18 protein-coding genes are annotated in these 26,992 nt (G+C 72.0%); 7 read left to right on the forward strand and 11 right to left on the reverse strand.

The features are described from left to right. The first annotated feature begins 176 nt into the window (after window positions 1-176). Entirely contained in the window at window positions 177-1,004 is an 828-nt protein-coding gene (locus ACFV2X_RS38515; protein WP_385625850.1) for a MerR family transcriptional regulator, read from the forward strand. Between the two features lie 59 nt (window positions 1,005-1,063). Continuing rightward, on the forward strand, window positions 1,064-3,301 hold the full coding sequence (locus tag ACFV2X_RS38520) for a hypothetical protein (RefSeq protein ID WP_385625852.1): 2,238 nt from the start codon (window positions 1,064-1,066) through the stop codon (window positions 3,299-3,301). Between the two features lie 73 nt (window positions 3,302-3,374). On the opposite strand, the gene ACFV2X_RS38525 is transcribed toward ACFV2X_RS38520, so the two are convergent. Next, entirely contained in the window at window positions 3,375-4,583 is a 1,209-nt protein-coding gene (locus tag ACFV2X_RS38525) for an RNA-guided endonuclease InsQ/TnpB family protein (protein WP_385625854.1), read from the reverse strand. A gap of 161 nt (window positions 4,584-4,744) precedes the next feature. Here ACFV2X_RS38525 and ACFV2X_RS38530 point away from each other — a divergent pair, with 161 nt between their 5' ends. After that, entirely contained in the window at window positions 4,745-5,200 is a 456-nt protein-coding gene (locus tag ACFV2X_RS38530; protein WP_089510287.1) for a peroxiredoxin, read from the forward strand. 6 nt (window positions 5,201-5,206) lie between these two features. Here the strand turns inward: ACFV2X_RS38530 and ACFV2X_RS38535 are convergent, their stop codons facing one another. Beyond that, the gene (locus tag ACFV2X_RS38535; RefSeq protein ID WP_385625856.1) at window positions 5,207-6,418 is read right to left on the reverse strand and encodes an alpha/beta hydrolase family protein; all 1,212 of its coding nucleotides are present in this window, start codon (window positions 6,416-6,418) and stop codon (window positions 5,207-5,209) included. 146 nt (window positions 6,419-6,564) lie between these two features. On the opposite strand from ACFV2X_RS38535, the gene ACFV2X_RS38540 reads away from it, so the two are divergent. Next, window positions 6,565-7,536 (forward strand): ArsR/SmtB family transcription factor, encoded by a 972-nt coding sequence (locus ACFV2X_RS38540; RefSeq protein WP_385625858.1) that lies wholly within the window; start codon window positions 6,565-6,567, stop codon window positions 7,534-7,536. A gap of 67 nt (window positions 7,537-7,603) precedes the next feature. On the opposite strand, the gene ACFV2X_RS38545 is transcribed toward ACFV2X_RS38540, so the two are convergent. The 9 genes from ACFV2X_RS38545 to rhaI form a co-directional block, all read right to left on the reverse strand. Further along, a complete protein-coding gene (locus ACFV2X_RS38545) occupies window positions 7,604-10,543 on the reverse strand; it encodes a glycoside hydrolase family 2 TIM barrel-domain containing protein (RefSeq protein WP_385625859.1) in 2,940 nt (979 codons plus the stop codon). 246 nt (window positions 10,544-10,789) lie between these two features. Then, a complete protein-coding gene (locus ACFV2X_RS38550) occupies window positions 10,790-12,031 on the reverse strand; it encodes an ROK family transcriptional regulator (RefSeq protein ID WP_385625861.1) in 1,242 nt (413 codons plus the stop codon). Window positions 12,032-12,259: 228 nt separating this feature from the next. Then, window positions 12,260-13,867: a penicillin-binding transpeptidase domain-containing protein gene (locus tag ACFV2X_RS38555; RefSeq protein ID WP_385625862.1), complete on the reverse strand. Its 1,608-nt coding sequence runs from the start codon at window positions 13,865-13,867 to the stop codon at window positions 12,260-12,262. Between the two features lie 481 nt (window positions 13,868-14,348). Beyond that, on the reverse strand, window positions 14,349-15,002 hold the full coding sequence (locus ACFV2X_RS38560) for a lactate utilization protein C (RefSeq protein WP_385625863.1): 654 nt from the start codon (window positions 15,000-15,002) through the stop codon (window positions 14,349-14,351). After that, window positions 14,999-16,495, reverse strand: coding sequence for a lactate utilization protein B (locus tag ACFV2X_RS38565; RefSeq protein ID WP_385625865.1), 1,497 nt, complete (start codon window positions 16,493-16,495; stop codon window positions 14,999-15,001). The genes ACFV2X_RS38560 and ACFV2X_RS38565 overlap by 4 nt, the downstream gene beginning before the upstream one ends. After that, window positions 16,492-17,244: a (Fe-S)-binding protein gene (locus ACFV2X_RS38570; RefSeq protein WP_385625866.1), complete on the reverse strand. Its 753-nt coding sequence runs from the start codon at window positions 17,242-17,244 to the stop codon at window positions 16,492-16,494. The genes ACFV2X_RS38565 and ACFV2X_RS38570 overlap by 4 nt, the downstream gene beginning before the upstream one ends. Continuing rightward, a complete protein-coding gene (locus ACFV2X_RS38575; protein WP_385625867.1) occupies window positions 17,235-18,812 on the reverse strand; it encodes a rhamnulokinase family protein in 1,578 nt (525 codons plus the stop codon). The genes ACFV2X_RS38570 and ACFV2X_RS38575 overlap by 10 nt, the downstream gene beginning before the upstream one ends. A gap of 158 nt (window positions 18,813-18,970) precedes the next feature. Further along, window positions 18,971-21,016 (reverse strand): bifunctional aldolase/short-chain dehydrogenase, encoded by a 2,046-nt coding sequence (locus ACFV2X_RS38580; RefSeq protein ID WP_385625868.1) that lies wholly within the window; start codon window positions 21,014-21,016, stop codon window positions 18,971-18,973. Between the two features lie 902 nt (window positions 21,017-21,918). Beyond that, entirely contained in the window at window positions 21,919-23,079 is a 1,161-nt protein-coding gene (gene rhaI, locus ACFV2X_RS38585) for an L-rhamnose isomerase (RefSeq protein WP_385625869.1), read from the reverse strand. Between the two features lie 328 nt (window positions 23,080-23,407). On the opposite strand from rhaI, the gene ACFV2X_RS38590 reads away from it, so the two are divergent. The 3 genes from ACFV2X_RS38590 to ACFV2X_RS38600 are packed head-to-tail and all read left to right on the forward strand — an operon-like array spanning window position 23,408 to window position 26,954. Next, window positions 23,408-24,937: a sugar ABC transporter ATP-binding protein gene (locus tag ACFV2X_RS38590; RefSeq protein ID WP_385625870.1), complete on the forward strand. Its 1,530-nt coding sequence runs from the start codon at window positions 23,408-23,410 to the stop codon at window positions 24,935-24,937. Next, window positions 24,934-25,968: an ABC transporter permease gene (locus tag ACFV2X_RS38595; RefSeq protein ID WP_089510276.1), complete on the forward strand. Its 1,035-nt coding sequence runs from the start codon at window positions 24,934-24,936 to the stop codon at window positions 25,966-25,968. The genes ACFV2X_RS38590 and ACFV2X_RS38595 overlap by 4 nt, the downstream gene beginning before the upstream one ends. After that, complete coding sequence (locus ACFV2X_RS38600; protein ID WP_385625872.1) at window positions 25,965-26,954, forward strand: ABC transporter permease; 990 nt, start codon at window positions 25,965-25,967, stop codon at window positions 26,952-26,954. The genes ACFV2X_RS38595 and ACFV2X_RS38600 overlap by 4 nt, the downstream gene beginning before the upstream one ends. Window positions 26,955-26,992 lie beyond the last annotated feature (38 nt).

The raw sequence follows: 26,992 nt of genomic DNA on the forward strand, positions 1-26,992 counted from the left end.
GTGTTATTCTGCCGTGTTTTGGCGTGGGGGGGGGGGGGGGGGGGGGCCCGGCCCGGGGCGGGCCCCCGACGCCTTTCCCGAGAAGCGCCGAAGCCGTCCCCGAGGAGCGCCGACGGAACTTTCGCCTCCGTACGCTTGACCCTCTCACTGTGTGAGGGCCTGCACTGGAAGGCGTCATGTTCACCATCGGAGAGTTCGCCAAGCACGGACGGGTGTCGGTCCGCATGCTGCGCCACTACGACGCCATCGGGCTGCTGCGCCCCGTCCACACCGACCCGACCAGCAGCTACCGCTACTACGAAGCCGGGCAGCTCGCACGGCTCAACCGCGTCATCGCGCTCAAGGACCTGGGCTTCAGCCTCCACCAGGTCAAGGCGCTCCTCGACGACGACATCGGAACCGAGGAGCTGCGCGGGATGCTGCGGCTGCGCCGGGCGGAGCTGGAGTCGGCCGTCGCGGAGGCGGTGGCCCGGCTGGCCCAGGTCGAGGCGAGGCTCCGAACCATTGAGAACGAGGGACGCATGCCTACCGAAGACATTGTGATCAAGAGCCTGCCGCCGCTCCGGCTGGCCGAGCTGAGCGCCACCGCGGCGAGCTTCGAACCGCAGGACATCGGGCCCGTCATCGGCCCCCTGTTCGAGCGGCTGTGCGGTCTGCTGGACGCCGCGGGAGTGACCCCGACCGGCCCCGGGCTCGCCTACTACGAGGACGCACCCGAGGGTGGTGGGGCGATCACCGTCCACGCCGGGCTGCCGGTCGGCGCGCAGGTCGGCGGCGGGGACTTCCAGATCGTCCAGCTGCCGGGCGTCGAGCGCGCCGCCACCGTCGTGCACCGCGGCCCCATGGAAGGCGAAGTGATCACCACCTCGCAGGCGCTGGCCCGCTGGATCGACGCCCACGGCTACCGCTCGACGGGATACCCGCGCGAAGTCTCCCTGCACTGCCCCGAAGACCGCACCCAGTGGGTGACCGAACTCCAGGACCCCATCGTCGCCGGAGGCTGATACCGATGTCCCGGAGGCCCGGTCCGGCCGGGCCTCCGGGACATGCCAAGATCGCAGGCATGACGGCACAGTACGACCCGGAAACGATCCTCGCCGGTCTGGCCGACGAGGACTGGCCCACCATCGGCTTCTCCCGCGGCACCGCCGCCGACCCGGCCGGGACGCTGCGCGCCCTGGTCTCGGCGGACGACGAAAATGTCCGCGAGGAGGCGCTCGGTTCCTTCTGGGGCGCGATGCGCGCCCGCGTGCCCGCCTACCGCGCGACCGCGCAGGTCATCCCGTACCTGGCCCGGGCCTGCGCGGCCGGGATCTACCAGGAGCCGCTGCTCGAGCTCCTGCACAGCGTCGCGGGCGGCGAGGACCAGCCCCGTAACGACCAGGGCGAGCTCACGGCCGCCGTCGCCGCGCAGGTGCCGCTGCTGCTGCCCCTCCTCGCACACGACGACGAGGACATCCGGCGCCGGCTGATCCGTATCGTCCTGCTGTCCGGCCGGTCGCGGGAGACCGCCGAGGCGATACGGGCCCGCTGGGCGGAGGAGTCCGACCCGGCGCTGCGCTCCGCCCTGCTGTCGGCCTGCCGTATCGCCGACCCGGATGTCGCGGCGGAGATCGCCGCGGGCGAGCTCGGCCCCGACCGGGACCCCGAGGTCCGGCTCGTGGCCGCCCTCAACCTGGTGCGTGACGGGGCCTCCTGGACGGACGGGCTGGAGGCCGCGGCCACTGCCTGGGCCCTGCGCGGCAGCGAGATCGAGCCGGTCGAGCAGTGGTTCGACACGGACTCCGGCGACTGGAAGGACACCGACCCCGACGACGAGTCCTTCGAGCTGCTGCTCCAGCTGCTTGCCGACCGCGGCGAGCTCCCTGTGGCACTCCGCCTGCTGGACGCGGTCCTGGCCGCCGAGGGCCCCGGCGCCGGTACGCGCGGCCGCCGCGCGCTGGCCGCCATCGAGCCGCTGTGCGCGGAGTTCCGCACCGCCCCGGCGCTGCTGGCCCCGCGCCTGGCGTCCCTGGTGACGTATCAGGACCTGGTCGTGGCCGGGACGGCCATCGGCCAGCTGCGGCGCCTGGGGGAGGAGGGCCGCCCCGCTGCCGACGCGCTGCTGACCCATGCCTCGGGCGAGCGGGTCGCCGAGGCGGAGGACAAGTTCGACGCCGAGGACGCCGAGGAAGTGGCCGACAACGCCCTCGGAGCGCTCGTCGGCCTCGGCGACCCCAGGGCCGTGCCGCTGCTCGCCCGCGATCTGCCGCGCCGCAAGGAGGCCCTGGAGACCGCTGTCGACATCTCGCCCTGGAGGCTCGACGACCAGCCGTCGGTGCCCTTCGACCCCCGGCTCCTCGACGCCGCCCGAGACCTGATCCGCAACCCGGACCGCCGGAACTACGGCGCGCCCCGGCACCTGTGCACCCTGCTCGCCTCCTGGGGGCCACAGGCGGCCCCCGCCCTCCCGGAGCTGTACTCCCTACTGACGACGCAGCGCCAGTACGCCCCGCGCGCGGTGGCCGCCGTCACGGCGGGCACCGAGGCCGCCGCCGAGGCGGTGGACCGGCTGCGCGAGGCCGCCGAGGGCGCCTCCGTCTACGACCGCATGCCCATCGCCGAGGCCCTGCACCGGCTCACCGGCGACACCGCGCAGCTGATCGAGGCGATACGCCCCGGCCTCGACGACATCCTCTACAGCCGGCGCGCCGCGGTGGGCCGGGCCGGACGGCTCGGGCCGGCCGGCGAGCCGCTGCTGCCCCGGCTGCGCGAGCTGCTGGTGCCCGAGGAGGGGGAGCGCATCGGCTGGGACCGGGGCGACTGTCTGTCAGCCGCGTCCACCATCCTGGCGATCGCCGGCGAATCGGCGGCGGACGAGCTGATCCCGGTCCTCTCCCAGGGCCTTGAGAGCCGGGACGCCCGGACCCGGGCCTCGGCCGCCCGCCTGGCCGTCCGGCTGGGCGCGGACGCGGCGCCCCTGGCCGAGCGGATCGCGCCGCTGCTGGAGTCCGTGGCCACCTTCCTGCCCGCCGCGCGCGCCCTGCTGGCCATCCCCGGGGCCGTGGGGCCCGAGGGGGTGGTCGACCGCGAGGAGCTGACCGAGGCGCTGCTCGTGATCGTCGACTCCGTCGAGCACCCCGGGACGGCGCTCGACCTGCTGCGCGACCTCGGCGGCGGCAGCCTCCCCGCGGCCGCCGCCGACCGACTGCGGGCATCGCTGACCGCCGAACGCCGCCCGCCCCTGCGCGGGTTCGCCCTCCAACGCATCCGCATCGACCAACGGCGCACCGCCGCCCTGCGGGCCGCCCTGGGCGAGTAGCCTTCCGGCCGCCGAGTAGCCTCGCTCCGTGACTCCACCTACGCGTAAACGCGCGGGCTTCCTGCGTCGCTGGCTAGGCAGCGTCGCGGAGGGCCAGCCCGGCCCTGTTAAGGACGTTCAGTGCGCCAATGTGGTCCGCGTTCGCGGTGAACCCGCAGGAGACGCATGCGAACTTCGCTTGGGTGACACGGTTCCTCTTGTCCACGTGCCCGCATGCGGTGCATGTGATCGAGGTGTTGCGGGCGTCCACCGGGATCACGAGGCGACCGGCACTCTCAGCCTTGTTCGCCAGGATTCGGAGGAACTGTCCCCAACCCGCGTCGAGGATGCTGCGGTTCAGCCCGGCCTTCGCGGCGGCCCCGTTCGCAAAGAACGCCCCCTCGCGCTCGGGGTCGGGCTTGGGCGCGGGCGCTTTGGTCATGCCCGCCGTGTTCAGCTTCTCGTGGGCGATCACGTCGTGCTCCCGCACCAGCGCGAGCGCCCGCTTGTGGTGGTGGTCCAGGCGCTGACGCCGGATCCTGGCGTGCAGCTTGGCGACCTTCCGGGCGGCGGCCCGGTGCTTCTTGGTCCGGCGGCGGGTGCGTTGGGGGAAGGTGGCCAGGTACCGCTGGGCTTCGGCCAGTTCCCTGGCTATTGCGTCGAGGAACCTGGGGTTCGGGGCGTGCTCGCCGCCCGAGTCGGTGAAGAAGTGCAGCGTGCCCATGTCGATGCCGACGGTGCTGCCGGTTGGAGGCAGGGGCTCGGCGGGCACGTTGTCGCAGGCGAGGACCACGTACCAGCGGTTGCCCTCGCGCTTGACCGAGACCGTCTTGACCCGGCCCTTCACATGCCGGTGTTGATGCACACGCACGTGTCCGATGCCTTGGAGACGTACCCGGGTGTGGGGGTCGTTGCGGGTGGAGTCCCAGCGGCAGCCGTCCCCGTCCCTCGGGAAGACGACGGTGTCGAAGTGGCCCACGCCCTTGAACCTGGGATATCCGGGCTTCTCACCGCTTTTGACCCGGCGGAAGAACGCCTGGAACGCCTTGTCGAGCCGTCTGAGCGTGGCCTGCTGGCTGGAGAAGGACCAGCGGCCCTGACGCTCTGGGTCGGACGCCCGGATCTCCCTCAACTGCGCGGACTGGCTGCCGTACGTGATGCTGGTCTTCGAGGTGTGCCGCCAGGCGTCACGGCGTTCCTGCAGGGCCCCGTTGTAGAGCGAGCAGTGGTCCCGCAGCATCTCCGTCAGGGCCTGGGTCTGCCGGACGGTGGGCCGCAGCAGGAACTTGTACGTACGCAGCAACGCGGCCCACCCCCTTCGTCAGCGTCTCCCCTGGACAAGGCCGGTGGCATCACTCTATCGGCTACTACTGACAACGCAGCGTAATCAGCTGCTGCTCCTCCGTTTCAAGGATTCGATTCCCACACTGGCTGAAGCCGGTGGTCCCCTCGAAAGAAGGTCTGATGGATATTGGTGATGTCGTCGAGGACTTCGAACTGCCGGACGAGAGCGGCACCGCCCGCACGCTGAGCGGACTGCTCGAGAACGGCCCTGTGGTGCTGTTCTTCTATCCCGCGGCCTTCACACCGGGCTGCACGAAGGAGGCATGTCACTTCCGGGACATCGCGGGGGAGTTCAAGGCGCTGGGCGCCCAGCCGGTCGGGGTGAGCGCGGACTCGGTGGACAAGCAGGCGGAGTTCGCCCGTACGCACTCCTTCGGCTATCCGCTGCTGTCCGATCCGGAGGGGACCGTACGGGAGCGGTTCGGGGTCAAGCGCGGCATATCGGCCGTCCCGACCAAGCGGGTCACCTTCGTGATCGACACCGACCGGCGGGTGCTGGAGATCGTCAAGAGCGAGTTCCGGATGAGCGTCCACGCGGACAAGGCCCTCGAGGCGCTGCGCAGCAGGGCGGCGTAGAACGGATCAGCGTGCGGGCAGCCGCCGGGCGAAGAAGTCCCGTACGAGGCCACGTACGGCGGGCACCGAGCACGTCGGATCCACCGCGCCCACCAGCGCCTCCCGGGCCTCGGCGGTCATCAGCCCGGCGGTCTGCAACTGGGGTGCGACGGCGGCGTAGTCGGTGAACACCCAGTGCGCGGCGTCGCGCAGCCGCCCGCGCGCGATGTGGCCGCCGGGGTGGGCGAGCGCGGCCGACCAGGAACGCTGTACGTCCTCGTCCCGGGCGCCGAAGCCATCGGTGTCCAGCAGCAGCAACGGCCGGTCCACCCCGTACCGGGCCACCGGGAACAACTCCCCTTCCCGGCCCGGCGCTTCCGCCGGGTGGTTCAGATAGCCCTCCAGATTGACCGCGGCGGCGATACGGCGGTCCTCGTACAGCGCCTCGGCCGCGGTCGTGCCGCCCGCCGAGTGGCCGTACACCCCCACCCGGCTCAGATCCAGTGCGCGCCCGAGGTGTTCCGGCAGCGGGCGCCGCGCCGCGTCCGGATTTCGTCCGCTCGCCAGCGCCGCCAACTCGTCCAGGACGAAACGGACGTCCGCGATCCGGGTGGCGATCGCGGTGCGGAAGAGCGCCGGGTCGGTCCGGGGATCACCGCGGAAGACGGTCGGGCGGACCATGTCCCGCCCCGTCATCGCGCGCGGGAACTCGACCGCGCAGGCGTCGCCGGGGTGGTCGACGGTCACCACCACACAGCCGTGGCTCGCCAACTCCTCGGCGACCAGCGTGCCCAGGCCGCGCGGATCGCCGCCGCCCGGGCTGTACAGCAGGACCGGATGCGGGGCGGGGCGTGCGGGCGCGCCCGTGTGTGCGTGCGTCACGGTGGCCGCCCAGTCCACCCCGGACTGCGGCAGGCCGGGGTGCGTGATGGGGGCGATGGCCGCGAACAACCCGGCCGCACCCTGGGACAGCTGCGGCGCGAGCGGATACCCCCGGACGGTGCGGGCCGGATAGAACACCGTGGCCATCACCTCCCGCACCGGGATCCCCGGCTCCCACGGGTCGCGCCGGGCCCGATCGACCAGATACAGCGTGGTCACCCCGACCGGGTACGGGCCGGTCGGCGCAGGCAGCCGTACGGTGGCGGCGCCCGCGGCCCGCGCTCGCGTGAGGCCGCCACCGCCCGCGAGCAGCGCGGCGGCCAGCAGGGCGGATGCGGTGACGGTCCGCCGGGTCACCCCGGCGGCACCCTGATTGAATGAAGAAAACGCCAATGAAGACGACATTGAAGAGGTCATGACCTGGATGCTGGCGCCCGGCGGGCAGCGCGGGCGATCGTTCAGGCTCTGCCCGAAACGCTGGCGCGGCGCCGCCTGGGGGAGTAATGATCCGCATCCGCTTCACGGCCGCCGACTTCGCCCGGGTCCGCTTCGCGCCCCGGCCGGCCCCGCTGCAGGAGCTGAACGTGGCCCTGATGCGGATGTGCCTGCCCGGCGACGCGCCGCTCTACGGCCGCTGGCGACGGCGGCTGCTGCGCTCGCTGCCCGACGCCGCCGGGCCGCTGCGCGATCTGGCTCCGGCGGGCCTGGCCCCCGCGTTCATCGATGTGTTCAGCGCTGACCTCAAGGAGGGCCTGGACGCCGTACGGGCCGCCCGCCCCGCCCTGGTCCGCGCCGAGATCGAGCGCGTCTACTCAGCTCACCCGGGACCCACCCCGCTGTGGATCCGCGATCTGCACCATGGCGGGGCCGACGCCTGGCGGCTGCTGCGCCGTGCCCAGCACACGGCCTTCGAATCGGTCCTGGCCCCCGTCTGGCCCCTCGTACAGGACCTGCACCAAGGGGAGTTCACCCGTCACGCCCTCGCCGTGGCCGAGCACGGCATCGCCGCCGCGCTCACCGCGCTGGTTCCCGGCGCCCGGCTCAAGGAGGAGGTCTGGGAACTCGACGGGCCGGGGGAGCGGGAGATCGAGCTGCGCGGCCGCGGACTGGTGCTTCAGCCCACCTTCCACTGGAGCGGCCGGCCCCTCCTCGCCGATCTGCCCGGCCACCCCCTGTACGTCACCTACCCGGCAGGCCCGGGCCTGCCGCTGCCGCCGGCCGGGGCGGGCGGCACGGGCGGCGACGACGCGCTGGCCGCGGTGCTCGGCCGGACCCGCCTCGACATTCTGCTGCTGCTCGCCGAGGAACACACCACCAGCGGGCTCGCCCGGCGACTGGGCGTCAGCAACGCCACGGCCTCCGCCCACACCGCCGCGCTGCGCGGCGCCGGTCTGATCACCACGGTCCGTGCCGGGCGCGCGGTGCTGCACCGGCGCACCGCGCTGGGCGGGCTTCTGGTGCGGCACGGGTCCTGAACGCGCGCGCGTTCGTGGTGGGTTCGAGACGGCGTGCCGTCGTCTCGAACCCACCACGAACTCCCCTCTAGACGCGCGAGAAGGTGAAGGAGAACTCGGCGGGCGCGGCGCCGAGGCGGTACGGGGGAAGCACCCCGGGCCCGCACGACTGGCTGCCGATGCCCTGCTGCCCGTGGTCGAGGTTCACCCACACCGTGTCCGCCGACGGGGACAGGTCCGGGGTGTGCTCGGCCGCGTCCAGCTGCTCCGTGGTCCACCGCCGCGCCGTGAACCAGAACGGCGGCGCGCCCTCCACCGCGATCCCGGCCCCGCCGTCATCGGTCAGCCGCGCCCACCGGACATCCGCGCGGGCGCCGTTCTCCTGCGGCCTGACGTACGGGGTCTGCATCTCGTCGACCGACAGCGCCCACCGGCCGATCCGCGAGGCGGCGTGGGTGTCCGGGTACGCCTCGCCGGGGCCGCCGCCGAACCACTCGGCCCGGCCCAGCGCGGCGGGGACGCCGAGCCGTACGCCCAGGCGCGGCAGCGGGCACGTCCACTCGCCCAGCGGGGTGACGGAGACCGTCAGGCGCAGCTTGTCCGCGTCGGCGGTCCAGCGGTAGACGGTCTGCAGGCCGACGTCGGTGGCCGCGGGGGCGACACGGGTACGGACGGTCAGAGCGTCGTCCGCCACCTCCACCGCGTCGACGCGGTGGTGGAGCCGGTGCAGACCGAGCGTGCGCCAGATCAGACCGTAGCGCTCATCGGGCTGCCAGGGCGCGCCGTTGTCGTTGTCGGTGGGCGCACGCCATACGTCGAGCCGGGGGCCGGTGACGGCGAGGCCGCCGAGGGAGAGCAGCGCGCCGGTGGCCGCGTCGAAGACCCCCGGGCCCAGCACGAGCGCGCCGTCCTCGCGGCGCGGCGCGAGCGCGGCTTCCGTGGCGGGCGAGGCGGTCGGGGCGGTCGAGGCCGTGGCCGGGATCTGCCCCCACGCCACCTCGTGGCCCGCCTCCGCCCACGCGGTGTCGGCCGCGAGCAGCGCCCGTACGGTCCACAGCGCCTCGCCGTCGGCGTCCGTCGCGGGCCGGCCGGGGAGCTTGAGGTCCGCGGACTCGCCCGGGGCCAGCGGCGGGACCGCCAGCTCACCGCCGCCGACCTCGACGCCCTCGGCCTCGTAGGCCCAGGAGAACGTCAGATGGGACAGGTCGGCGAAGTCATGGGTGTTGGTGACGCGGACCGTACCCGCCGCGCCGTCGCCCTCGATCCGGACCGGCTCGATGACCTTCTTGTACTCGATCAGACCGGGGGACGGGGTGCGGTCGGGGAAGAGCAGCCCGTCGCAGACGAAGTTGCCGTCGTGCAGCTCCTCGCCGAAGTCCCCGCCGTACCCGTAGAACAGCTCGCCCTCGGCGGTGCGCTTGGCGATGCCGTGGTCGATCCACTCCCAGACGAAGCCGCCCTGGCAGCGCTCATGCTTCTCGAACAGCCGCTGGTAGTCGCTGAGTCCGCCCGGCCCGTTGCCCATGGCGTGGGCGTACTCGCACAGGATGAAGGGGAGGGCGCGGCGCTTGGCGTCCAGCTCGGCGTCCGCCCAGGCGGCCTCGGTGCGCTGCCCGATCTGGTCGACCTCCTCGTGCGAGGCGTACATCCGCGAGTAGACGTCGGTGTCGGCGCAGGACATGTCGCCCTCGTAGTGGATCACGCGCGAGGGGTCGCGCTCGCGGATCCAGTCGGCCATGGCGGTCAGCCCGCGGCCGGTGCCGCATTCGTTGCCCAGCGACCACATCACCACCGACGCGTGGTTCTTGTCCCGCTCGACCATCCGGCGGGCCCGGTCCACCAGGGCCGGGGTCCAGCGGTCGTCGTCGACCGGGTTGCTGCGCCAGCCGATGTCGCCGAAGCCGTGGGTCTCCAGATCGCATTCGTCGATCACCCACAGGCCCAGCTCGTCGCACAGGTCGAGGAAGGCGGGGTGCGGCGGGTAGTGGCTGGTGCGTACGGCGTTGATGTTGTGCCGCTTCATCAGCACCAGGTCCTGGCGCATGGTCTCCAGGTCCACGGCGCGCCCGGCCTCGGGGTGGAACTCATGCCGGTTGACCCCGCGGAACAGCACCCGCTTGCCATTGACCTTGATCACGCCGTCCTCGACGACGACCGTACGGAAGCCCACCCGCAGCGCCACCCGCTCGCCGCCGGTGGCGAGCGTGGCCTCGTACAGCCGCGGGGTCTCGGCCGTCCACGGCTCGACGGCCACGGTCGCGCTCTCGCCGGTGGCCAGGTCGAGGCCCAGCTCCGGCACGGTGATCCGGCCGCCGGGCTCGGCGTCGACCCGCAGCGTGCCCTGGCCGGAGGCGTGGTCGTAGGCGGCGTGCACGAAGAAGTCGGTGACCGCGTCGGCCGGGCGGTGCTCCAGGGTCACCTCGCGGAAGATCCCGGGCAGCCACCACTGGTCCTGGTCCTCCAGGTAGGTGCCCGAGGACCACTGGTGGACGCGTACGGCCAGCACATTGCCGCGCGGCCGCAGCAGCTCGCCCACCGCGAACTCGTGCGGCAGCCGGCTGCCCTTGAAGTCGCCCAGCTCCTGCCCGTTGAGCCAGACCCGGGCGCAGGACTCCACGCCCTCGAAGCGCAGCACGGCGCCGCCGTCGGCCGGCCAGTCCTCGGGCAGGTCGAAGACCCGGCGGTGGTCGCCGGTCGGGTTCTCGCCGGGAACCCGGGGCGGGTCGACCGGGAACGGATAGAGCACATTGGTGTAGATGGGCGCGCCGTGGCCCTGCAGCACCCAGTGGCCCGGCACGGCGACCGTGCCCCAGCCGGAGGCGTCGTAGTCGGGGCGGGCGAAGGACTCGTCCTCGGCGGTGGCGGTCGGCGACAGCCGGAAGGCCCAGTCGCCGCCCAGGCCCAGCCGGGCGGCGTCGGACCCGGCGGTCCAGGCGCGGGGCGGCAGCCCTCCGGTGCCCGGGGACATGTCCTCGTAGTAGGGGAGCTGGGCGTCGGAGGGGAGCTGGGCGTCGGGGGTGGTGCTCATCGGTCTCCTCGGTCTGCGATGGAGGTATCTGCGCTGGAGGGAACTGCGATGGGGGGGGAGTGCGATGGAGGCGATCAGTCGGCACGCGCCCCAGCGGCCCGAGCGCGCGTCGGCCCGAGCGCTTCGGCCCGGGCTGCCAGCATGGGACGTTAACGAGCGGCGAAAGACTTTTGCAAGGGGTTGGACGAAGTCTGTTGCAAGCGCTTGTGCGGGTGGCGGCGGGTGGCGGCGGGTGAGGGCCGGGAATCAGGACGCGCTGACGCGGCCGCCGCCCGCGGCGGGCGTGCGGTGATGCTTCGATTTCATGGTGGCGAGCGAGCCCTCCAGGGCGAAGGTCGCGGCCCCGAGGCTCACGGGGTTGGACGGGATCGGGCACAGCACGATCTCGACGCTCGCGAAGGGGCGGCGCAGGGCGCGCCTCGCCACCGCCTCGCGCACCTCGACCAGCAGCGGCTCGCCCAGCGCGGTGGCCACCCAGCTGCTGACCACGATCACCTCCGGGTTGAGCAGATTGACCAGGTCGGCCAGGGCCGCGCCGAGATAGCGGGCGGTCTCGCGGACCACCTGCGCGGCCACCGGATCGCCGTCGGCCAGCGCCCCGCCGAGCGCTTCGATGGTGGCGGTCTGGTCGTCGGGGTGCAGCAGGGGGCTGTCGGGGCTCAGCTCGCCGAGGGTGCGCATGATGGCGGGGGCGCCCACGTACGTCTCCACGCAGCCGTGGTTGCCGCAGTGGCACAGCCGCCCGTCCAGGACCAGAGTGGTGTGCCCCCACTCGCCTGCGCTGTTGGTCACTCCCCGGTGCAGCGCGCCACCCAGCGCGAGCCCGGCCCCCACGCCCGTACCCAGGTTGACCACGATCGCGTCATCGCGCCCGCGCGCCGCGCCGAACCACTGCTCGGCGACGGTGCTGGCGCGCAGCGGGTTGTCGAGGTGGAGCGGATAGGGGAGGTGTTCGGCCAGCAGGTCGAGCAGCGGGACGTCGTGCCAGTTCCAGTTGGCGGCGTAGACGGACACCCCGCCCTCGCGGTCCACCTGCCCCGGCATGCTGACCCCGACGCCCAGCACCCGGTCCGCGGCGACGGCCGACCGCTCCACGACATCGGCCACGGCGGCGGCGATGCGCCCGACGAGCCGCGCCGCGTCCCGCTCGCCGGGGCGCAGCTCCTCGTCGGCGCGGGCCAGCACGGTCAGGGCCAGGTCGAACAGCTCGACATGGATATAGGTCTCGGCCACGTCCACGCCGATCAGCGCGCCGCCCGCGGCGTTGACGGCGACCAGCCCGCGCGGCCGACCGCCGTCGGAGTCCTCGTATCCGCCCTCCACCAGCATGCCGAAGTCCAGCAGCTCGCCGACGAGGGTGGCGACGGTGGCCAGGCTCAGCCCCGTCGCGGTGGCCAACTGCTGCCGGGAGACGGGGGATTCGGCGATGATGTGGCGCAGCACGTCGTAGCGGTTCTCGGTGCGGATATCGCGGGACGTGCGCTTCACGCCGGGTCCTCCGTGTTCGGTGGTGCGGCCCGTATGATGCCGCGCCACACTAGGCCGCGCGCCGCACCTGGACAACCCCTTCGCGCAACCATTGTACGAAGCGGGCGACGTAGTCGCCGCCTTATCGGTCTCAGCGAACTCGGCGGCGGCCGCTCCGGCTGAGCCCCTGCGGGCTGACCACCTCCGGCCAGTCAGCCCCTTGCCGAGATCCCGGGGCGGGGCAGCGGGTCAGCCGTGGGTGGTGAGCACGTCCCTGACGACCGGCCCCGCCGCGTCGCCGCCGTGGCCGCCCTTGACGACCACGGCGGCGGCCGCCATGTCGTTCCGGTAGGCCGTGAACCAGGCGTTCGTGGTCGGCTGCCCGTCGATCTCGGCGGAGCCGGTCTTCGCCCCGATGTCCCCGGTGAGCCCGGACATCGCGCGCGCCGCCGTGCCGCTGGTGGCGGTGAGCCGCATCATGGCCCTCAGTTGCCCGGCGGCCGCCGGGCTCAGGGAGCGCACCGCCGTCGCCGTCTGCTCGCCGATCAGGGACCGCGGCACGATGACGGGCTGGTGGAACGTACCGGTCTGGGCGGTGGCCGAGACCGAGGCCACGGTGAGCGGGTTCATCTGGACCCTGCCCTGCCCGATCAGCGCGGCGGCCTTGTCGTCCCCGCCGCCCGTGGGGACCGAGCCGTCGAAGGTCTGCACCCCCACATGCCACTCGAGCCCGATCCCGAACACGTCCTGCGCCACGTCCGCGACGCCGCTGTCGGGGAGATCCCCGGCCAGTGAGACAAAGGCGGTGTTGCAGGAGGCCGCGAAGTCCTGGGCGAAGGTGGCGGCCGGATTCTCGCTGTCCTCGACGTTGTGGAAGATCATGCCCTGCTGGTACGAGGTGGTCTTGGGGCAGGGCACCGCGCGGCCGGGTGTGACCTTGCCGGACTCCAGCAGCGCCGCCGAGGTGACGATCTTGAACGTCGAACCGGGCGCGGTGGCCCCTTGTAAGGCCGGATTGAACTCGTCGCGGTCGGAGTTGGCGACCGCCAGCACCTCGCCCGTGCTGGGCTTGAGCGCGACCACCGAGGCGCCCGTACGCTTCGCCACCGCCTTCTCGGCCCTGCTCTGGACCTGTGCGTCGAGCGTCGTGTGCAGCGTGCCCGGCTTGCCCTTGGCCACCACATGGAGCGTCGTCGTGGGCTTGCCGCTCGCGCCGGCCGCCCACACCTCGACCCGGCTGGCGCCGCCCGTGGCGGAGGCGTACCTCGTGCGGAGCTCGGTCAGCACCGGGCCGAGCGAGGGATAGCGGTCCTTCGTCAGCTCCTTGCCGTCCCGGTCCACCACCTTGATCGACACCGAGTCGGCGGTCCCCGTCCGCAGGGCCGGACGCTCGGCCGTCAGCTTGGGGTGCAGTACGGCGGGCCTCCAGTCGACCAGCGGCCGGCCCGTCGTCCGGCCGCGCACCACCGACAGCTCCGATCCATAGGTCCAGGTGGAGTGGCTGTCCTCGAAGGAGATGTCGGCCGTGACATCGAACGGCACCCGGGTGCCGTGGGGTTGGCCCGCCTTGAGCGTCAGCTTCGACACATGGCCGTCCTTGCGGTAGCCGCTCAGCGCGGCCACGGCGGACTCGGCGTCATTGGTGAGCTGCGCGGCCCGCATATCGTTCTGATCGGCCCAGGCAGCCAGAAACTTCCCGGCGGTTTCCCGCACTTCGGACGCGGTCACCGCGCCGTCGTGGCCCGGCCCCTTCTCGCCCCCGGTGAGCCCGGTGTACAGGTTGTACGCGCCGAGGCCCGCTACGCCCACGACCGCAACCGCTGTCACACCGAGCACGGCTCTTCCCGCTGCACGCATGCCCTTGGTCCATCCCCCCATGATGGTTGGCGCCCTGCCGCTCCACCCCCGCGTCAAGCGGCAGGGCGCACAACGAGTTCACAACCTATGGACGGTGATACTCCATCACAAGGGGTAGTTCAGGCCACAAGCGCACGGCGTGACCCGCGACACGCATTTCAGCGCGCCGCCGCGGCTCATGCCGCCTGCTCGACCTCTCCCCGCAGAGCCCTGGTGTAGACAGAGAGCAACCGACCGTATTCGACGCGCTCCTGGGGGCGCAGCGCCCGGCCGGCCCGCGCGCGCAGAAACACGCGGATCGCCTCGTTCGCCTGGTCGGTGGGCGTGGTGATTAAAGCGGGTTCGTGGTGAGTAGGAGTCGGACGCATGCGCACTAGAGTACGGGCCGCCACCGACAACGGCACCGGCGCAAAACGTTCAAGTGCCCTGTTACCGCGGGTATGTGAGCAAGACCGCATCCGGCGCACGGCCTCTTGTGGTTTCAGCTCTCGACGAGAACGACCTCCAGGGTGCGCGGGCCGTGCACCCCCTCCACCCGGTCCAGTTCGATATCGCTGGTCGCGGACGGCCCGGAGATCCAGGTCAACGGGCGCCCCGGAGCCAGCCGTTCCAGGGCCTGTGGCACGGAGTCCACGACCTGTTCGGGCACGCGGATGACACAGACATGGTGGTCGGGCACCAGGGTGATGCGCCGGCGCCCCTGGTCAGGGCCCGCGTCCAGTACGACGGTCCCCGTCTCGGCCACGGCCACCGCGCAGCCCGTGACGACGCTGGAGACCGCGTCCAGATCGTGCGGGGTCAGCTCCTCGGTGTCCGCGATCCGCTCCACCCGCTGTGCGTCCACGGCCGAAAGCCACTCGGCGGGCAGCCCCGGCGGCAGCACCACGCTCGTCGCTCCGCGCCCGTCCAGCAGCCGGGCGATCAGGCCCGGAAGCCCCTCGGGGTCCGTACGGTGGACGATCGCCCGGTAGTCGGCCAGGTTCTCCGCGAGCAGATCCACGGTCTGGGCCGTGGTCCGGTCCCCGTGGGCCCGCAGATAGCCGCGGTCCACGGGGGCCTCGGAGGGGCGCTCCGTACGGGGGACGTCCGCCAGCGCGCGGCGGACGCGGGCCAGCACCAGGTCTCGGCTGCTCACGTCGTCCTCTTTCCCTCACTGTTCGTGCCCTCGTCGCCGCGCGTCCTGCGCCACCAGTCCCGGAACGACTCGGCGGGCACCTCCGGCAGCTCCCGGGTGTCCGTCCACGCCCGCCCCGGCCCCGGCAGCCGGCTCGGATGGAAGCGGCGGGTACGGGCGGCCAGCCGCTGCCCGGCGCGCAGCACGCCCGGATGGTCGAAGGCCCAGCGCGCCGCCCGCATCGCGGCGCGCTCCGCGGCATGCCCCTTGGCCGGTTTGATGACGGTCCGGGTCCCGCGCACCGACACCGGGCCGCCCTCGACCACCCGCTCGCGCAGATGGACCAGGATCTCCGGGATGTCGATGGCCACCGGGCACACTTCGTAGCACGCCCCGCACAGCGACGAGGCGTACGGCAGCGAGGCGTCCAGCTCGCTCTGGGTGCCACGCAGCTGCGGTGTGAGGATCGCCCCGATCGGCCCCGGGTACGCCGACCCGTACGCATGGCCGCCCGCCCGCTCGTACACCGGGCACACATTCAGACACGCCGAGCAGCGGATGCAGCGCAGCGCCTGGCGCCCGACGGTGTCGGCGAGGGTGTCCGTACGGCCGTTGTCGAGGAGGACCAGGTGGAAGGCGCGCGGGCCGTCGCCGTCGGTGGTGCCGGTCCAGGTGGAGGTGTACGGGTTCATCCGCTCGGCCGTCGAGGAGCGGGGCAGCAGCTGGAGGAACACCTCAAGGTCCTGCCACGTCGGCACCACCTTCTCGATGCCCACGACGGAGATCAGCGTCTCGGGGAGGGTCAGACACATCCGACCGTTGCCCTCGGACTCCACCACGACCAGCGTGCCTGTTTCGGCCACCATGAAATTGGCGCCCGAGATGCCGACCTTGGCGTTCAGGAACTTCTCGCGCAGATGCAGCCGCGCCGCCTCCGCCAGATCGGCCGGGGCGTCCGTCAGCCCCTCCGGCGCGGGGCGGCCCCAGCGGGCCATCCGGTCGGTGAAGATGTCGCGGATCTCGGTGCGGTTGCGGTGGATCGCGGGCACCAGGATGTGCGAGGGCAGATCGTCGCCGAGCTGCACGATCAGCTCCGCCAGATCGGTCTCGTACGCGCGGATGCCCGCCTCGGCGAGCGCGTCGTTCAGCCCGATCTCCTGCGTGGCCATCGACTTGACCTTGACGACCTCGCGCTCACCGGTGGCCCGGACCAGCTCGGTGACGATCCGGTTCGCCTCGTCCGCGTCCGCCGCCCAGTGCACCTGGCCGCCCGCCGCCGTGACGGCGCTCTCCAACTGCTCCAGATAGTGGTCGAGATGGCGCAGCGTACGGTCCTTGACCGCCGCGCCCGCGGCGCGCAGCTCGCCCCAGTCCGCCAGCTCCGCGACGGCCTTGGCGCGCTTGGCGCGGATGGTGTGGGTGGCGTGCCGCAGATTGGCGCGCAGCTGCGTGTTCTTGGTCGAGGTGGCTGCCGCGACGGGGAACGCGGGCATGCCCAGATAGGTGCCGGTCACCAGACGTCTCCTTCGGTGCTCGCCAGGATCTCGGCGATATGGACCGGGCGGACCGTCGAGCCCTGCCGGGCGAGCGTCCCGCCGATGTGCATCTGGCACGAGTTGTCGACCGTGCACACCGCCTCGGCCCCGGTGGCGGTGATGTTGCGCGCCTTGTCGGCGCCCATCGCGGCCGAGACCGCCGTGTTCTTCACGGCGAACGTGCCACCGAAGCCACAGCACTCCTCCGCGCCCGGCAGCTCGACCAGCTCCAGTCCCGCGACGGCCGCGAGGAGGCGGCGGGGGCGGTCGCCCAGGCGCAGCATCCGCAGGCCGTGGCAGGTGGGGTGGTAGGTCACGGTGTGCGGATAGTACGCGCCCACGTCCGTCACCTTGAGGACATCGGTGATGAACTCGGTGAGCTCGTACGTCTTGGGCACTGCCGAGGCGGCGAGCTCGGTCAGCTCCTGGCCACGGCCCTCGGCGGCGGCCTTCGCCCCGATCCTCGGATAGTTGTCGCGCACCATGGCGGCACACGACCCCGAGGGGGTCACCACATAGTCGTAGTCCTCGAACGCCTCGGCGAAACGGCGCACCAGAGGCTCGGTCTCATGGCGGTAGCCGGTGTTGAACTGCGCCTGACCGCAGCAGCTCTGCCCCGGCGGAAAGCCGACGTCGACACCCAGCCGTTCGAGGAGGGTGACGACGGCCTGCCCGGTGCGCGGATAGAGCGTGTCGTTGACGCAGGTGATGAAGAGCGCTACGCGCACGGTTCCTCCTCCTGGCCCTCGGCCCGTCCGCCCTCGACATTCTCGATGTTCTCGACGAGGGCGGCCGCCCGGGACCACGCTGCTTGATCACCCGACGGCTCATACTGCCTCAGCGGCTGGGTGCTGTGAAGCAGCGCACGCAGTTCGGACAAGCCGCCGCCGACCACCCCCGCGGTCCGGGCCTGCACCAGAACATTCCCGAGTGCCGCCGCCTCCGCCGGGCCCGCGACCACCGGCAGCCCACAGGCGTCCGCGGTCAGCCGGCACAGCAGCGCGTTGTGCGCGCCGCCCCCGACGATATGCACGGTGCGGACCGTACGGCCGGACAGGCGCTGGGCGTCCAGGATCGCGCGGCGGTGGGCGAGCGCGAGGGAGTCCAGGACGCAGCGGGCGGTCTCGGCGGGGGTACGGGGGGTCGGCTGGCCCGTACGGCGGCATGCTTCCGCGATCCGGTCGGGCATCCGGTCCGGGGCGATGAACTCCGGGGCCCCGGCGTCGACCACCGAGCGGAGGGGGGCGGCGTGGGCCGCCTGGTCCAGGAGCGTTTCCAGGTCCTGGGGTCTGCCTTCGGATTCCCAGGTGCGCAGGCATTCCTGGAGCATCCACAGGCCCATGATGTTGCGCAGATAGCGGACCGTGCCGTCCACGCCGAGCTCATTGGTGAAGTTCGCGCGCCGGCTCGCCTGGGTGAGCACCGGGGCGTCGAGCTCAAGCCCGGCCAGGGACCAGGTGCCGGTGGCGATGTACGCGAAGTCGGGCGAGGTGGCGGGGACGCCCACGACGGCCGAGGCGGTGTCGTGCGAGCCCACGGCGGTGACCGGGACGGGGCCTTCGAGCCCGGTCGCGGACAGGATCTCCGGGCGTACGTATCCCGCCGGGTCGCCGGGGTGGCGGAGTGGCGGGAAGAGCGACAGGTCGATACCGAGGGTGTCGGCGACGGTGGCGACGGCGCGGGACCAGTCGCGGGTGCGCGGGTCGATCAGCTGGGTGGTGGACGCGTTGGTCAGCTCGGTGCCGGCCACGCCCGTCAGCCAGTACGAGATGAGGTCCGGGATGAGGAGGAGGCGGTGTGCGGCGGTGAGCGTCGAACTGCCCCGGGCGGCGGTCAGCTGGTAGATCGTGTTGAAGGGGAGGTGCTGGAGGCCGGTGGCCGCGTACAGCTCCTCGGGAGGGAGGACGGTGGCGACCTGTTCGGCGGCGCCGTCGGTGCGGGTGTCGCGGTAGTGGACGGGGTTGCCGAGCAGCGCCCCGTCGGCGCCCAGGAGGCCGTAGTCCACGGCCCAGCTGTCGATGCCGACGCTGGTCAGCCGGGCGTTCGCGGCACGGGCGGCCTCGGCCGCGGCGCGCAGGCCGTCCAGGACGCCCTGGTAGAGGGCGAGGATGTCCCAGTGCAGGGTGCCGCCCACGCGGACCGGGCGGTTGGGGAAGCGGTGCACCTCCTGGAGCGAGAGGGCGCCGGGGGCGACCGTGCCGACCATGACGCGGCCGCTGGACGCGCCGAGGTCGACGGCGGCGAAGTGAGTTTCTGTGGGTGGCACGGGAGCCTCGTGGTCGTGGTTGCTGTACATGGGTACGGGGCGGGGGCAGGGCCTCCGGGGCTGTCACCCTGGACCGCATATTTACGGCGCCGGTGCCCGGAGACGCGGAGTGGCCCGGAACTTGGCGCCACAAATACACGTAAGCGTCCAGGGCGCCACCCCCGCACCCCCGCCCCCTCACGTGCGTGTCAGCGCAGGAAGGCCGCGGCGACCCCGGCGTCGACCGGGACGTGCAGACCGGTGGTGTGCGTCAGGTCGCCCCCGGTGAGTGCGAAGACCGCGTTCGCCACGTGTTCGGGCAGGACCTCGCGCTTGAGCAGGGTGCGCTGGGCGTAGAACTTGCCCAGCTCGTCTTCGGGGATGCCGTATGTGGCCGCGCGTTGTGCGCCCCAGCCGCCCGCGAAGATTCCTGAGCCCTGTACGACGCCGTCGGGGTTCACTCCGTTGACCCGGATGCCGTGTGCGCCCAGTTCGGCTGCCAGGAGACGTACTTGGTGGGCCTGGTCGGCCTTGGTGGCGGAGTAGGCGATGTTGTTCGGGCCCGCGAAGACCGAGTTCTTGGAGGCGATGTAGATGATGTCGCCCCCCATGTTCTGGTCGATCATGACCCGGGCCGCCTCGCGGGAGGAGAGGAAACTGCCGCGCGCCATGATGTCGTGCTGGAGGTCCCAGTCCTTGGCGGTGGTTTCGAGGAGGGGCTTGGAGATGGAGATCCCCGCGTTGTTGACGAGGAGGTCGAGCCCGCCGAAGGCCAGGACCGCTTGGTCGAAGGCTGCTTTGATCTGCTCTTCGGAGGTGATGTCGACGGTGACGGGGACGGCCTTGTCGGGGCCGCCCAGTTCGGCTGCTACGGCTGCGGCGTTCTCCGCGTTGATGTCCGCCACGACTACGCAGGCGCCCTCGGCCACCAGGCGGTTCGCGATGGCCTTGCCGATGCCCGAGCCCGCGCCGGTCACCAGGGCGATACGGGTCGCCAGCGGCTTGGGCTTCGGCATCCGCTGAAGCTTGGCCTCCTCCAGCGCCCAGTACTCGATGCGGAACTTCTCCGACTCCTCGATGGGGGAGTACGTGGACACGGCCTCGGCACCGCGCATCACGTTGATCGCGTTGACATAGAACTCGCCCGCCACCCGGGCCGTCTGCTTGTCCTTGCCGTAACTGAACATCCCGACACCGGGGATGAGCACGATCGCCGGGTCGGCGCCGCGCATCGCGGGGGAGTCGGGGGTGGCGTGCCGCTCGTAGTACGCCTGGTAGTCGGTGCGGTACGCGGTGTGCAGCTCCTTGAGACGGGCGATCGTCTCGTCGAGCGGGGCCGTGGGCGGCAGGTCGAGGACCAGCGGGCGGACCTTCGTACGGAGGAAGTGGTCCGGGCAGGAAGTGCCGAGCGCGGCCAGACGCGGGTGTTCGGCGCGGGAGACGAAGTCGAGGACCGGGTCGGAGTCGTTGTAGTGGCCGACCTGGGGGCGGTCCGTGGAGGCGAGGCCACGCAGGACGGGGGCCAGCGCGGCGGCGCGGGCCCGGCGTTCGGCCTCGGGGAGCGGTTCGTAGCCTGGGACCACAGGGCCGAAGGGGTCCGCCTTGCCGCGGTCGGCGAGGAACTGCTCGGCGGTGCGGATGATACGGAGCGAGTTGGCCTCGCACTCGTCGGAGGTGTCACCCCAGGCGGTGATGCCGTGGCCGCCCAGAATGCAGCCGATCGCCTCGGGGTTGGCCTTCTTGATGGCGGCGATGTCAAGGCCGAGCTGGAACCCGGGCCGGCGCCAGGGAACCCATACGACCTGGTTGCCGAAACACTCCTTGGTCAGCGCCTCACCGTCGGCGGCGCATGCGAGTGCGATGCCGGAGTCGGGGTGCAGATGGTCGACATGGGCGGCGTTGACCAGGCCGTGCATGGCGGTGTCGATGGACGGCGCGGCGCCGCCCTTCCCATGCAGGCAGAAGTCGAACGCGGCAACCATCTCGTCCTCGCGCTCAACCCCTGGGTAGACCGCGGTCAGCGCCCGCAACCGGTCCAGCCGCAGCGCGGCGAGACCGGCCTCGGTGAGTGTGCCCAAGTCCCCTCCGGACCCCTTCACCCACATGAGGTCGATGTCCTGCCCGGTAACGGGGTCGGTCGCGGTGCCCTTGGCGGAGGTGTTCCCGCCCGCGTAGTTGGTGTTCCGGGGATCGGCTCCGAGGCGATGTGATCGCTCGAGCAGGGTGGCCGCTTCGGGGTGCGGTTCTGCGGTCATGTTCTTCCTTCTTCGTGTGTTGGTGAAGTCGGCCAATCCATCGCACGGGCCCATTCCGGGGTGGGGCTGGGCCGGTACGGTTCCGCCTTGCCCTCCGGGGCTGCGGGGCGGTGGCGCGTGCGCGTCCGTCGGCGGGTCGGTGCGCCTCGGCGGCTGCCGGGTCGGGGTCGTGCTGCCCGCCTGCTGCCAGGCCCCGCTGCGGGGCCTGGCCAGCCCGCGTCCGCTCCCGGCGCCCGCGAGGCGGAGCCTCGCCGTCCCCGCCCCACCTGGCGGGCTCGCCCCGACTCGCGGGTGTCCGCCGGCCAGTTGGCGCGCCCCGACCGTGGGCCCGGACGAGGCCAACCCCCTCCGGGAGGGTGGGCAGCCACTCCGTCGCCGTGGCGTGGCCTCGGCTCGGCACTGACTCCTCCCAGTGGTAGCTGGTTTGCTTTGGCCAACAAGTGCCGGGTGCCCAGCTCGGCCCTGTCCGCCCGCGTGTCGCGCAGCGGGCTGACAGGGCGTGGGGCGGAGCCCCAGGGCGCGCGCCGGGCGGGGTGCCCGACCCCCGCCCCACCGCCGTGGCACGCCCCGGCCTTGGGCCTTCCAGCGGTGGCTGGATGGCCCGGGGTCCGGGGCGGAGCCCCGACTCCGGGTGTGGGCCGGGGCCGCAGCGGCGGTGCGACGTACCAGCTGACGGGGCGGAGCCCCCGCGCGGACCGGTGGTATGTGCGGAGCTCCCGGGCCCGCGCCAGGCAGGGTGGCGGGCATCCGCCCCGCCGCTCCGGCCAGGGGCCTTACCCGTCGTAGCCGAGCAGCCGGGGCCCGGGGCGTGGCCCCGATCCCGGGCGCGGGGCGGAGCTCCGGGAACCCGCCGCGCCGCGCGGCGGAGCCGCGGCGGCGGTGCCGCAGCCCCGCCGGAGGCGCTACGCGCCCCAGCCCGCCTGCGTGCCACCCACTCGCTCCGCGACGATCTTCTCCGCCCACCCGGAGGCCTTGTACGCCGCCATCGGATCGGGGTCGATGCCCAGTTCCTCGCGGACCTCGGCCAGCAGCGGCCGTACGTCGGTGTTGTACGCGTCCATCAGCACCGCGTTGGAGCCGAGGACGTCGCCCGATGTCTGCGCGGCGGACAGCGCGTCGCGGTCGACCAGCAGGGCCTTCGCCGTCGCCTCCTGGACGTTCATGACCGAGCGGATGATCGCCGGGATCTTCGGCTCGATGTTGTGGCACTGGTCCAGCATGAACGCGATGCCCGAGCCCAGGCCGCCGCCGCGGATCACCTCGTACATGATCCGGAAGAGCTGGAAGGGGTCGGCCGCGCCGACCATGAGGTCGTCGTCCGCGTAGAAGCGGGAGTTGAAGTCGAACGCGCCGAGCTTCCCCTCCCGGAGCAGCAGCGCGACGATGAACTCGATGTTCGTGCCGGGCGCGTGGTGGCCGGTGTCGACGCAGACGTGGGCTTTGGGGCCGAGTTTGAGGCAGTGGGCGTAGGCGGTGCCCCAGTCGGGGACGTCGGTGGTGTAGAAGGCGGGCTCGAAGAACTTGTACTCCAGCAGCAGCCGCTGGTCGTCGCCCAGCCGCTCGTAGACGGCCTGGAGGGCCTCGGCGAGCCGGTCCTGGCGGGCGGCGATGTCGTCCTGGCCGGGGTAGTTGGTGCCGTCGGAGAACCAGAGCTTGAGGTCGCGGGAGCCCGTGGCGTCCATGATGTCGACGCATTCCAGGAGGTGGGCGAGCGCCTTGCCGCGGATTTCGGGGTCGGGGTTGGTGACCGAGCCGAGTTTGTAGTCGTCGTCCTGGAAGACGTTGGAGTTGATGGCGCCGAGCTTCAGCCCGCGCTCCTCCGCGTGCTTGGCGAGCGCCGCGTAGTCGTCGACCTTGTCCCAGGGGATGTGCAGGGCGACGGTGGGGGCCACCCCGGTGAAGGCGTGCACCTGGGCGGCGTCGTCGAGCTTCTCCTGCGGGGTGCGCGGGACACCGGGCTGGGCGAAGACCTTGAAGCGGGTTCCAGAGTTGCCGTACGCCCACGACGGCGTCTCGACGGCCTGGGTCTTGAGGGCCGCCTTCACGGCCGAAAGGTCAGACATACGTCTCCTCGAGGGCAACTGTGGCAACTGGCAACTATGAAACGATTCAACAGACGCTAGCCGTGTGGATGGCCGGGCGTCAAGAAGCGGGGCGGCCCCAGGCTCGGGGTCGCTGACGTGGAAAAACGATTCAATGTCGAAGCTACTGGACCGTAGGTCCACCGCCACCGGCGCGTCAAGAGGGACGGCAACGACTTGATTTACCTGGCGCATACCCCCTTGACGGTGGCAAATCGCCGGGTTAGCTTCCCGCCACCGACTTTGAAACATTTCATTTTCCCTCGGCCTGAAGGCCGCTCTTGCAAGGAAGCAAGGAGACACCGACACCGTGAGCCAGGCTGATTCGACCGGAGTTCCGGTCCTCGCCCTCAAGGGGGTGAACAAATCCTTCGGCGCCGTCCGGGCCCTGCGGGACGTCTCCCTCGAGCTGTTCCCGGGTGAGGCACACGCCCTCGCCGGCGAGAACGGCGCCGGTAAGTCGACGCTCATCAAGACGCTCGCCGGGGTCCACCGCCCCGACGCCGGGCAGGTGCTGCTCGACGGCGAACCGGTGGTATTCCACGGCCCCGCCAACGCCCGTGACGTGGGCATCGCCGTCATCTACCAGGAGCCGACGCTCTTCCCCGACCTGTCGATCGCGGAGAACATCTTCATGGGCCGCCAGCCCCGGCGGGGGCTCGGCCGGATCGACCACAAGGCGGTGCGCAGCGCGACCGCCGCGCTGATGGGGCGGCTCGGGGTGGCCCTGGCCCCCGACCGGCCCGCCCGTGGGCTGTCCATCGCCGACCAGCAGATCGTGGAGATCGCGAAGGCGCTGTCCTTCGATGCCCGGGTGCTGATCATGGACGAGCCGACCGCCGCCCTCACCGGCAGCGAGACGGCCCGGCTGTTCTCGGTCGTGGAGGCGCTGCGCGCCGAGGGCGCGGCCGTGCTGTTCATCTCGCACCGGCTGGAGGAGATCTTCCGGCTCTGCCAGCGGGTGACCACCCTGCGGGACGGCCGCTGGGTGGCCTCCGAGCCGCTGGAGGGACTGACCGAGGACGACCTGGTGCGCCGGATGGTGGGCCGGGACCTGGACGAGCTGTATCCCAAGCAGGACACGCGGGTCGGCGAGACGGCGCTGTCGGTGCACCGGCTGACCCGCGAGGGCGTGTTCCGGGATGTGTCCTTCGAGGTGCGCCGGGGTGAGATCGTCGCGCTGGCCGGGCTGGTCGGCGCGGGCCGCACCGAGGTGGCGCAGGCCGTGTTCGGAGTGGACCGGGCGGACGCGGGCGAGGTACGGGTGGCAGGCACGCCGCTGCGCCCCGGCTCGCCGAACGCCGCGATGGCCGCCGGGCTCGCGCTCGTACCCGAGGACCGGCGCCAGCGCGGCCTGGTGATGGAGATGTCCATCGAGCGGAACATCGGCCTCACCGGACTGGACCGGATTCGCAGCGGAGGGCTCGTCAAACGGGCCCTGGAGCGTGGCCGGGCCACCGACTGGGCAACCAGGCTGCAGCTCAAGTACGGCAAGCTGAGCGACCACGTCGGGGTGTTGTCCGGCGGCAACCAGCAGAAGGTCGTACTCGCCAAGTGGCTGGCCACCGACCCGGCGGTGCTCATCGTCGACGAGCCGACACGTGGCATCGACGTCGGCACCAAGGCCGAGGTGCACCGGCTGCTGTCGTCGCTGGCCGCCGAAGGGCTCGCGGTGCTGATGGTCTCCTCCGATCTGCCCGAGGTGCTGGGCATGGCCGACCGGGTCCTGGTGATGCACGAGGGCCGCCTGGTCGCGGAGATCCCGCGCGCCGAGGCCACGGAGGAGTCCGTCATGGCGGCCGCGACCGGCCGTACCGGCAAGGGAAGGGCTGCGGCATGACGGCCACCATCGAGAAACCCACGGCGCAGGCCGAGGCGGGCCGCTCCGCGCGCTCGCTGGTCGACACCGTCTTCCGGGCCCGCGAGATCAGCATCGCCGGGGCCCTGGTGCTCCTGGTGCTCTTCACCTGGATCGCCGAGCCCCGCTTCCTCAACGACCAGGGCGTCAAGGACCTGTTGCTCAACGCCGCGATCCTGGTGCTGCTCGCGGTGGGGCAGTCGGTGGTCGTGGTCACCCGCAATATCGACCTGTCGGTGGGCTCCGTGGTGGGGCTCTCCGCCTTCGCCTGCGGCAAGTTCGTGTCCGGTACGGACCACGGTCCGCTGCTGGTGGCCCTGCTCGGCATCGCGGTCGGCATGGCCTGCGGCCTGGTCAGCGGCGCGCTGGTCAGCTTCGGCAAGGTGCCCGCGCTGGTGGTGACGCTCGGGATGCTCTACATCATCCAGGGCATCGACTACTGGTGGGCCGAGGGCGAGCAGATCAACGCCGCCGATGTGCCGCAGTCCGTACTGGACCTCGGCAGCGGCAGCGTTCTGGGCATCCCGTATCTGCCGCTGATCTCCTTCGCCGTGCTGGCGGTGACCGCGTACTTCCTGCGCTCCTACCGCAGCGGCCGTGAGCTGTACGCCATCGGCTCCAGCCCGGAGGCCGCCCGGCTGGCCGGGGTGCCGATCCGCCGCCGGGTGCTGGGCGCGTACGTCTTCTCCGGCGCCGTCGCCGGTTTCGCGGGCTCGCTGTGGCTGGCCCGCTTCGGCACCGTCGTCGCGGACAACGCGCACGGCTGGGAGCTGACCGTGGTCAGCGCGGTCGTCGTCGGCGGTGTCGCCATCGTCGGCGGCGTCGGCACGGTGTGGGGCGCGGCGCTGGGCGCGCTGCTGCTCACCACCATCGGCAGCGCCCTGTCCGTGCTGAAGGTCGACTCCTTCTGGGAGGACGCCATCGCCGGCGCCCTGCTGCTGGCGGCGATCAGCGTGGACCGGATCGTCAATGTGCGCATGACCCGTGCGCTGAGGAAGAGGAGCGCCCGATGAGCCCGCTGCGCGGAGCGCTGCGCTGGGACACCGCGGTCGGCGTGCTGCTGGTGGCGGTCTTCGTCACGGGCCTGGGCACCACCGATGGCTTCGCGAGCCGCGACAACCTGGCCTTCGCCTTCAACGACATCGCCGAGGTGGCGCTGATGGCGCTGCCCATGACGCTGCTGGTGGTGGCGGGGCAGGTGGATCTGTCGGTGGCCTCGATGCTGGGGCTGAGCAGCGCCCTCACCGGGCAGCTGTGGGACTCCGGCTGGGCGTTCGAGACGATCGTGCCCGTGGTGCTGCTGGTCGGCGTGGCCGGTGGCCTGCTCAACGGCTGGCTGGTCACCAAGGTCGGGCTGCCCTCGCTCGCCGTCACCATCGGCACCCTCGCCCTCTACCGGGGTCTTGCCTCCGTGGTGCTCGGCTCCAACGCCATCACCGACTTCCCCGAGACCTACGCCAAGTGGGCGGTGGACACCACCACCATCCCCGGCACCTTCATCACCTATCCGGTGGCGCTGTTCATCGTGCTGGCCGTCGTGGCCGCGGTGGTGCTCCACGCCACGGGACTGGGCCGGTCGCTGTTCGCCATCGGCGCCCAGGAGGACGCCGCGTACTTCGCCGGCATCCGCGTCAAGCGCATCAAGCTCCTCCTGTTCGTGGTCACCGGGCTGGTGTCCGCCTTCGCGGGCGTGGTGTTCACCCTCCGCTACGGCAGCGCCCGCGCCGACAACGGCCAGGGCTTCGAGATGCTGGTCATCGCCTCCGTCCTGCTCGGCGGCATCGACTTCGACGGCGGAAAGGGCACCCTCTTCGGCGCGGTCGCCGGAGTGCTGCTCATCGGCATCCTGAAGAACCTGCTGACCCTCAACGACGTCGCCAACGAGGTCCAGGTGATCGTCACCGGGCTGCTGCTGGTGGCCTCCGTCCTCACCCCCCGGCTGATCTCCACCGTCAGCGAATGGCGCCACCGCAGAGCCGCTGCCACCCCCTCCAGCTGACAGCTGACGCGTCGCCGCACCACGTCCGACTTCCCTGC

The sequence above is a fragment of the Streptomyces sp. NPDC059679 genome (assembly GCF_042734105.1).
Lineage (GTDB): Bacteria > Actinomycetota > Actinomycetes > Streptomycetales > Streptomycetaceae > Streptomyces.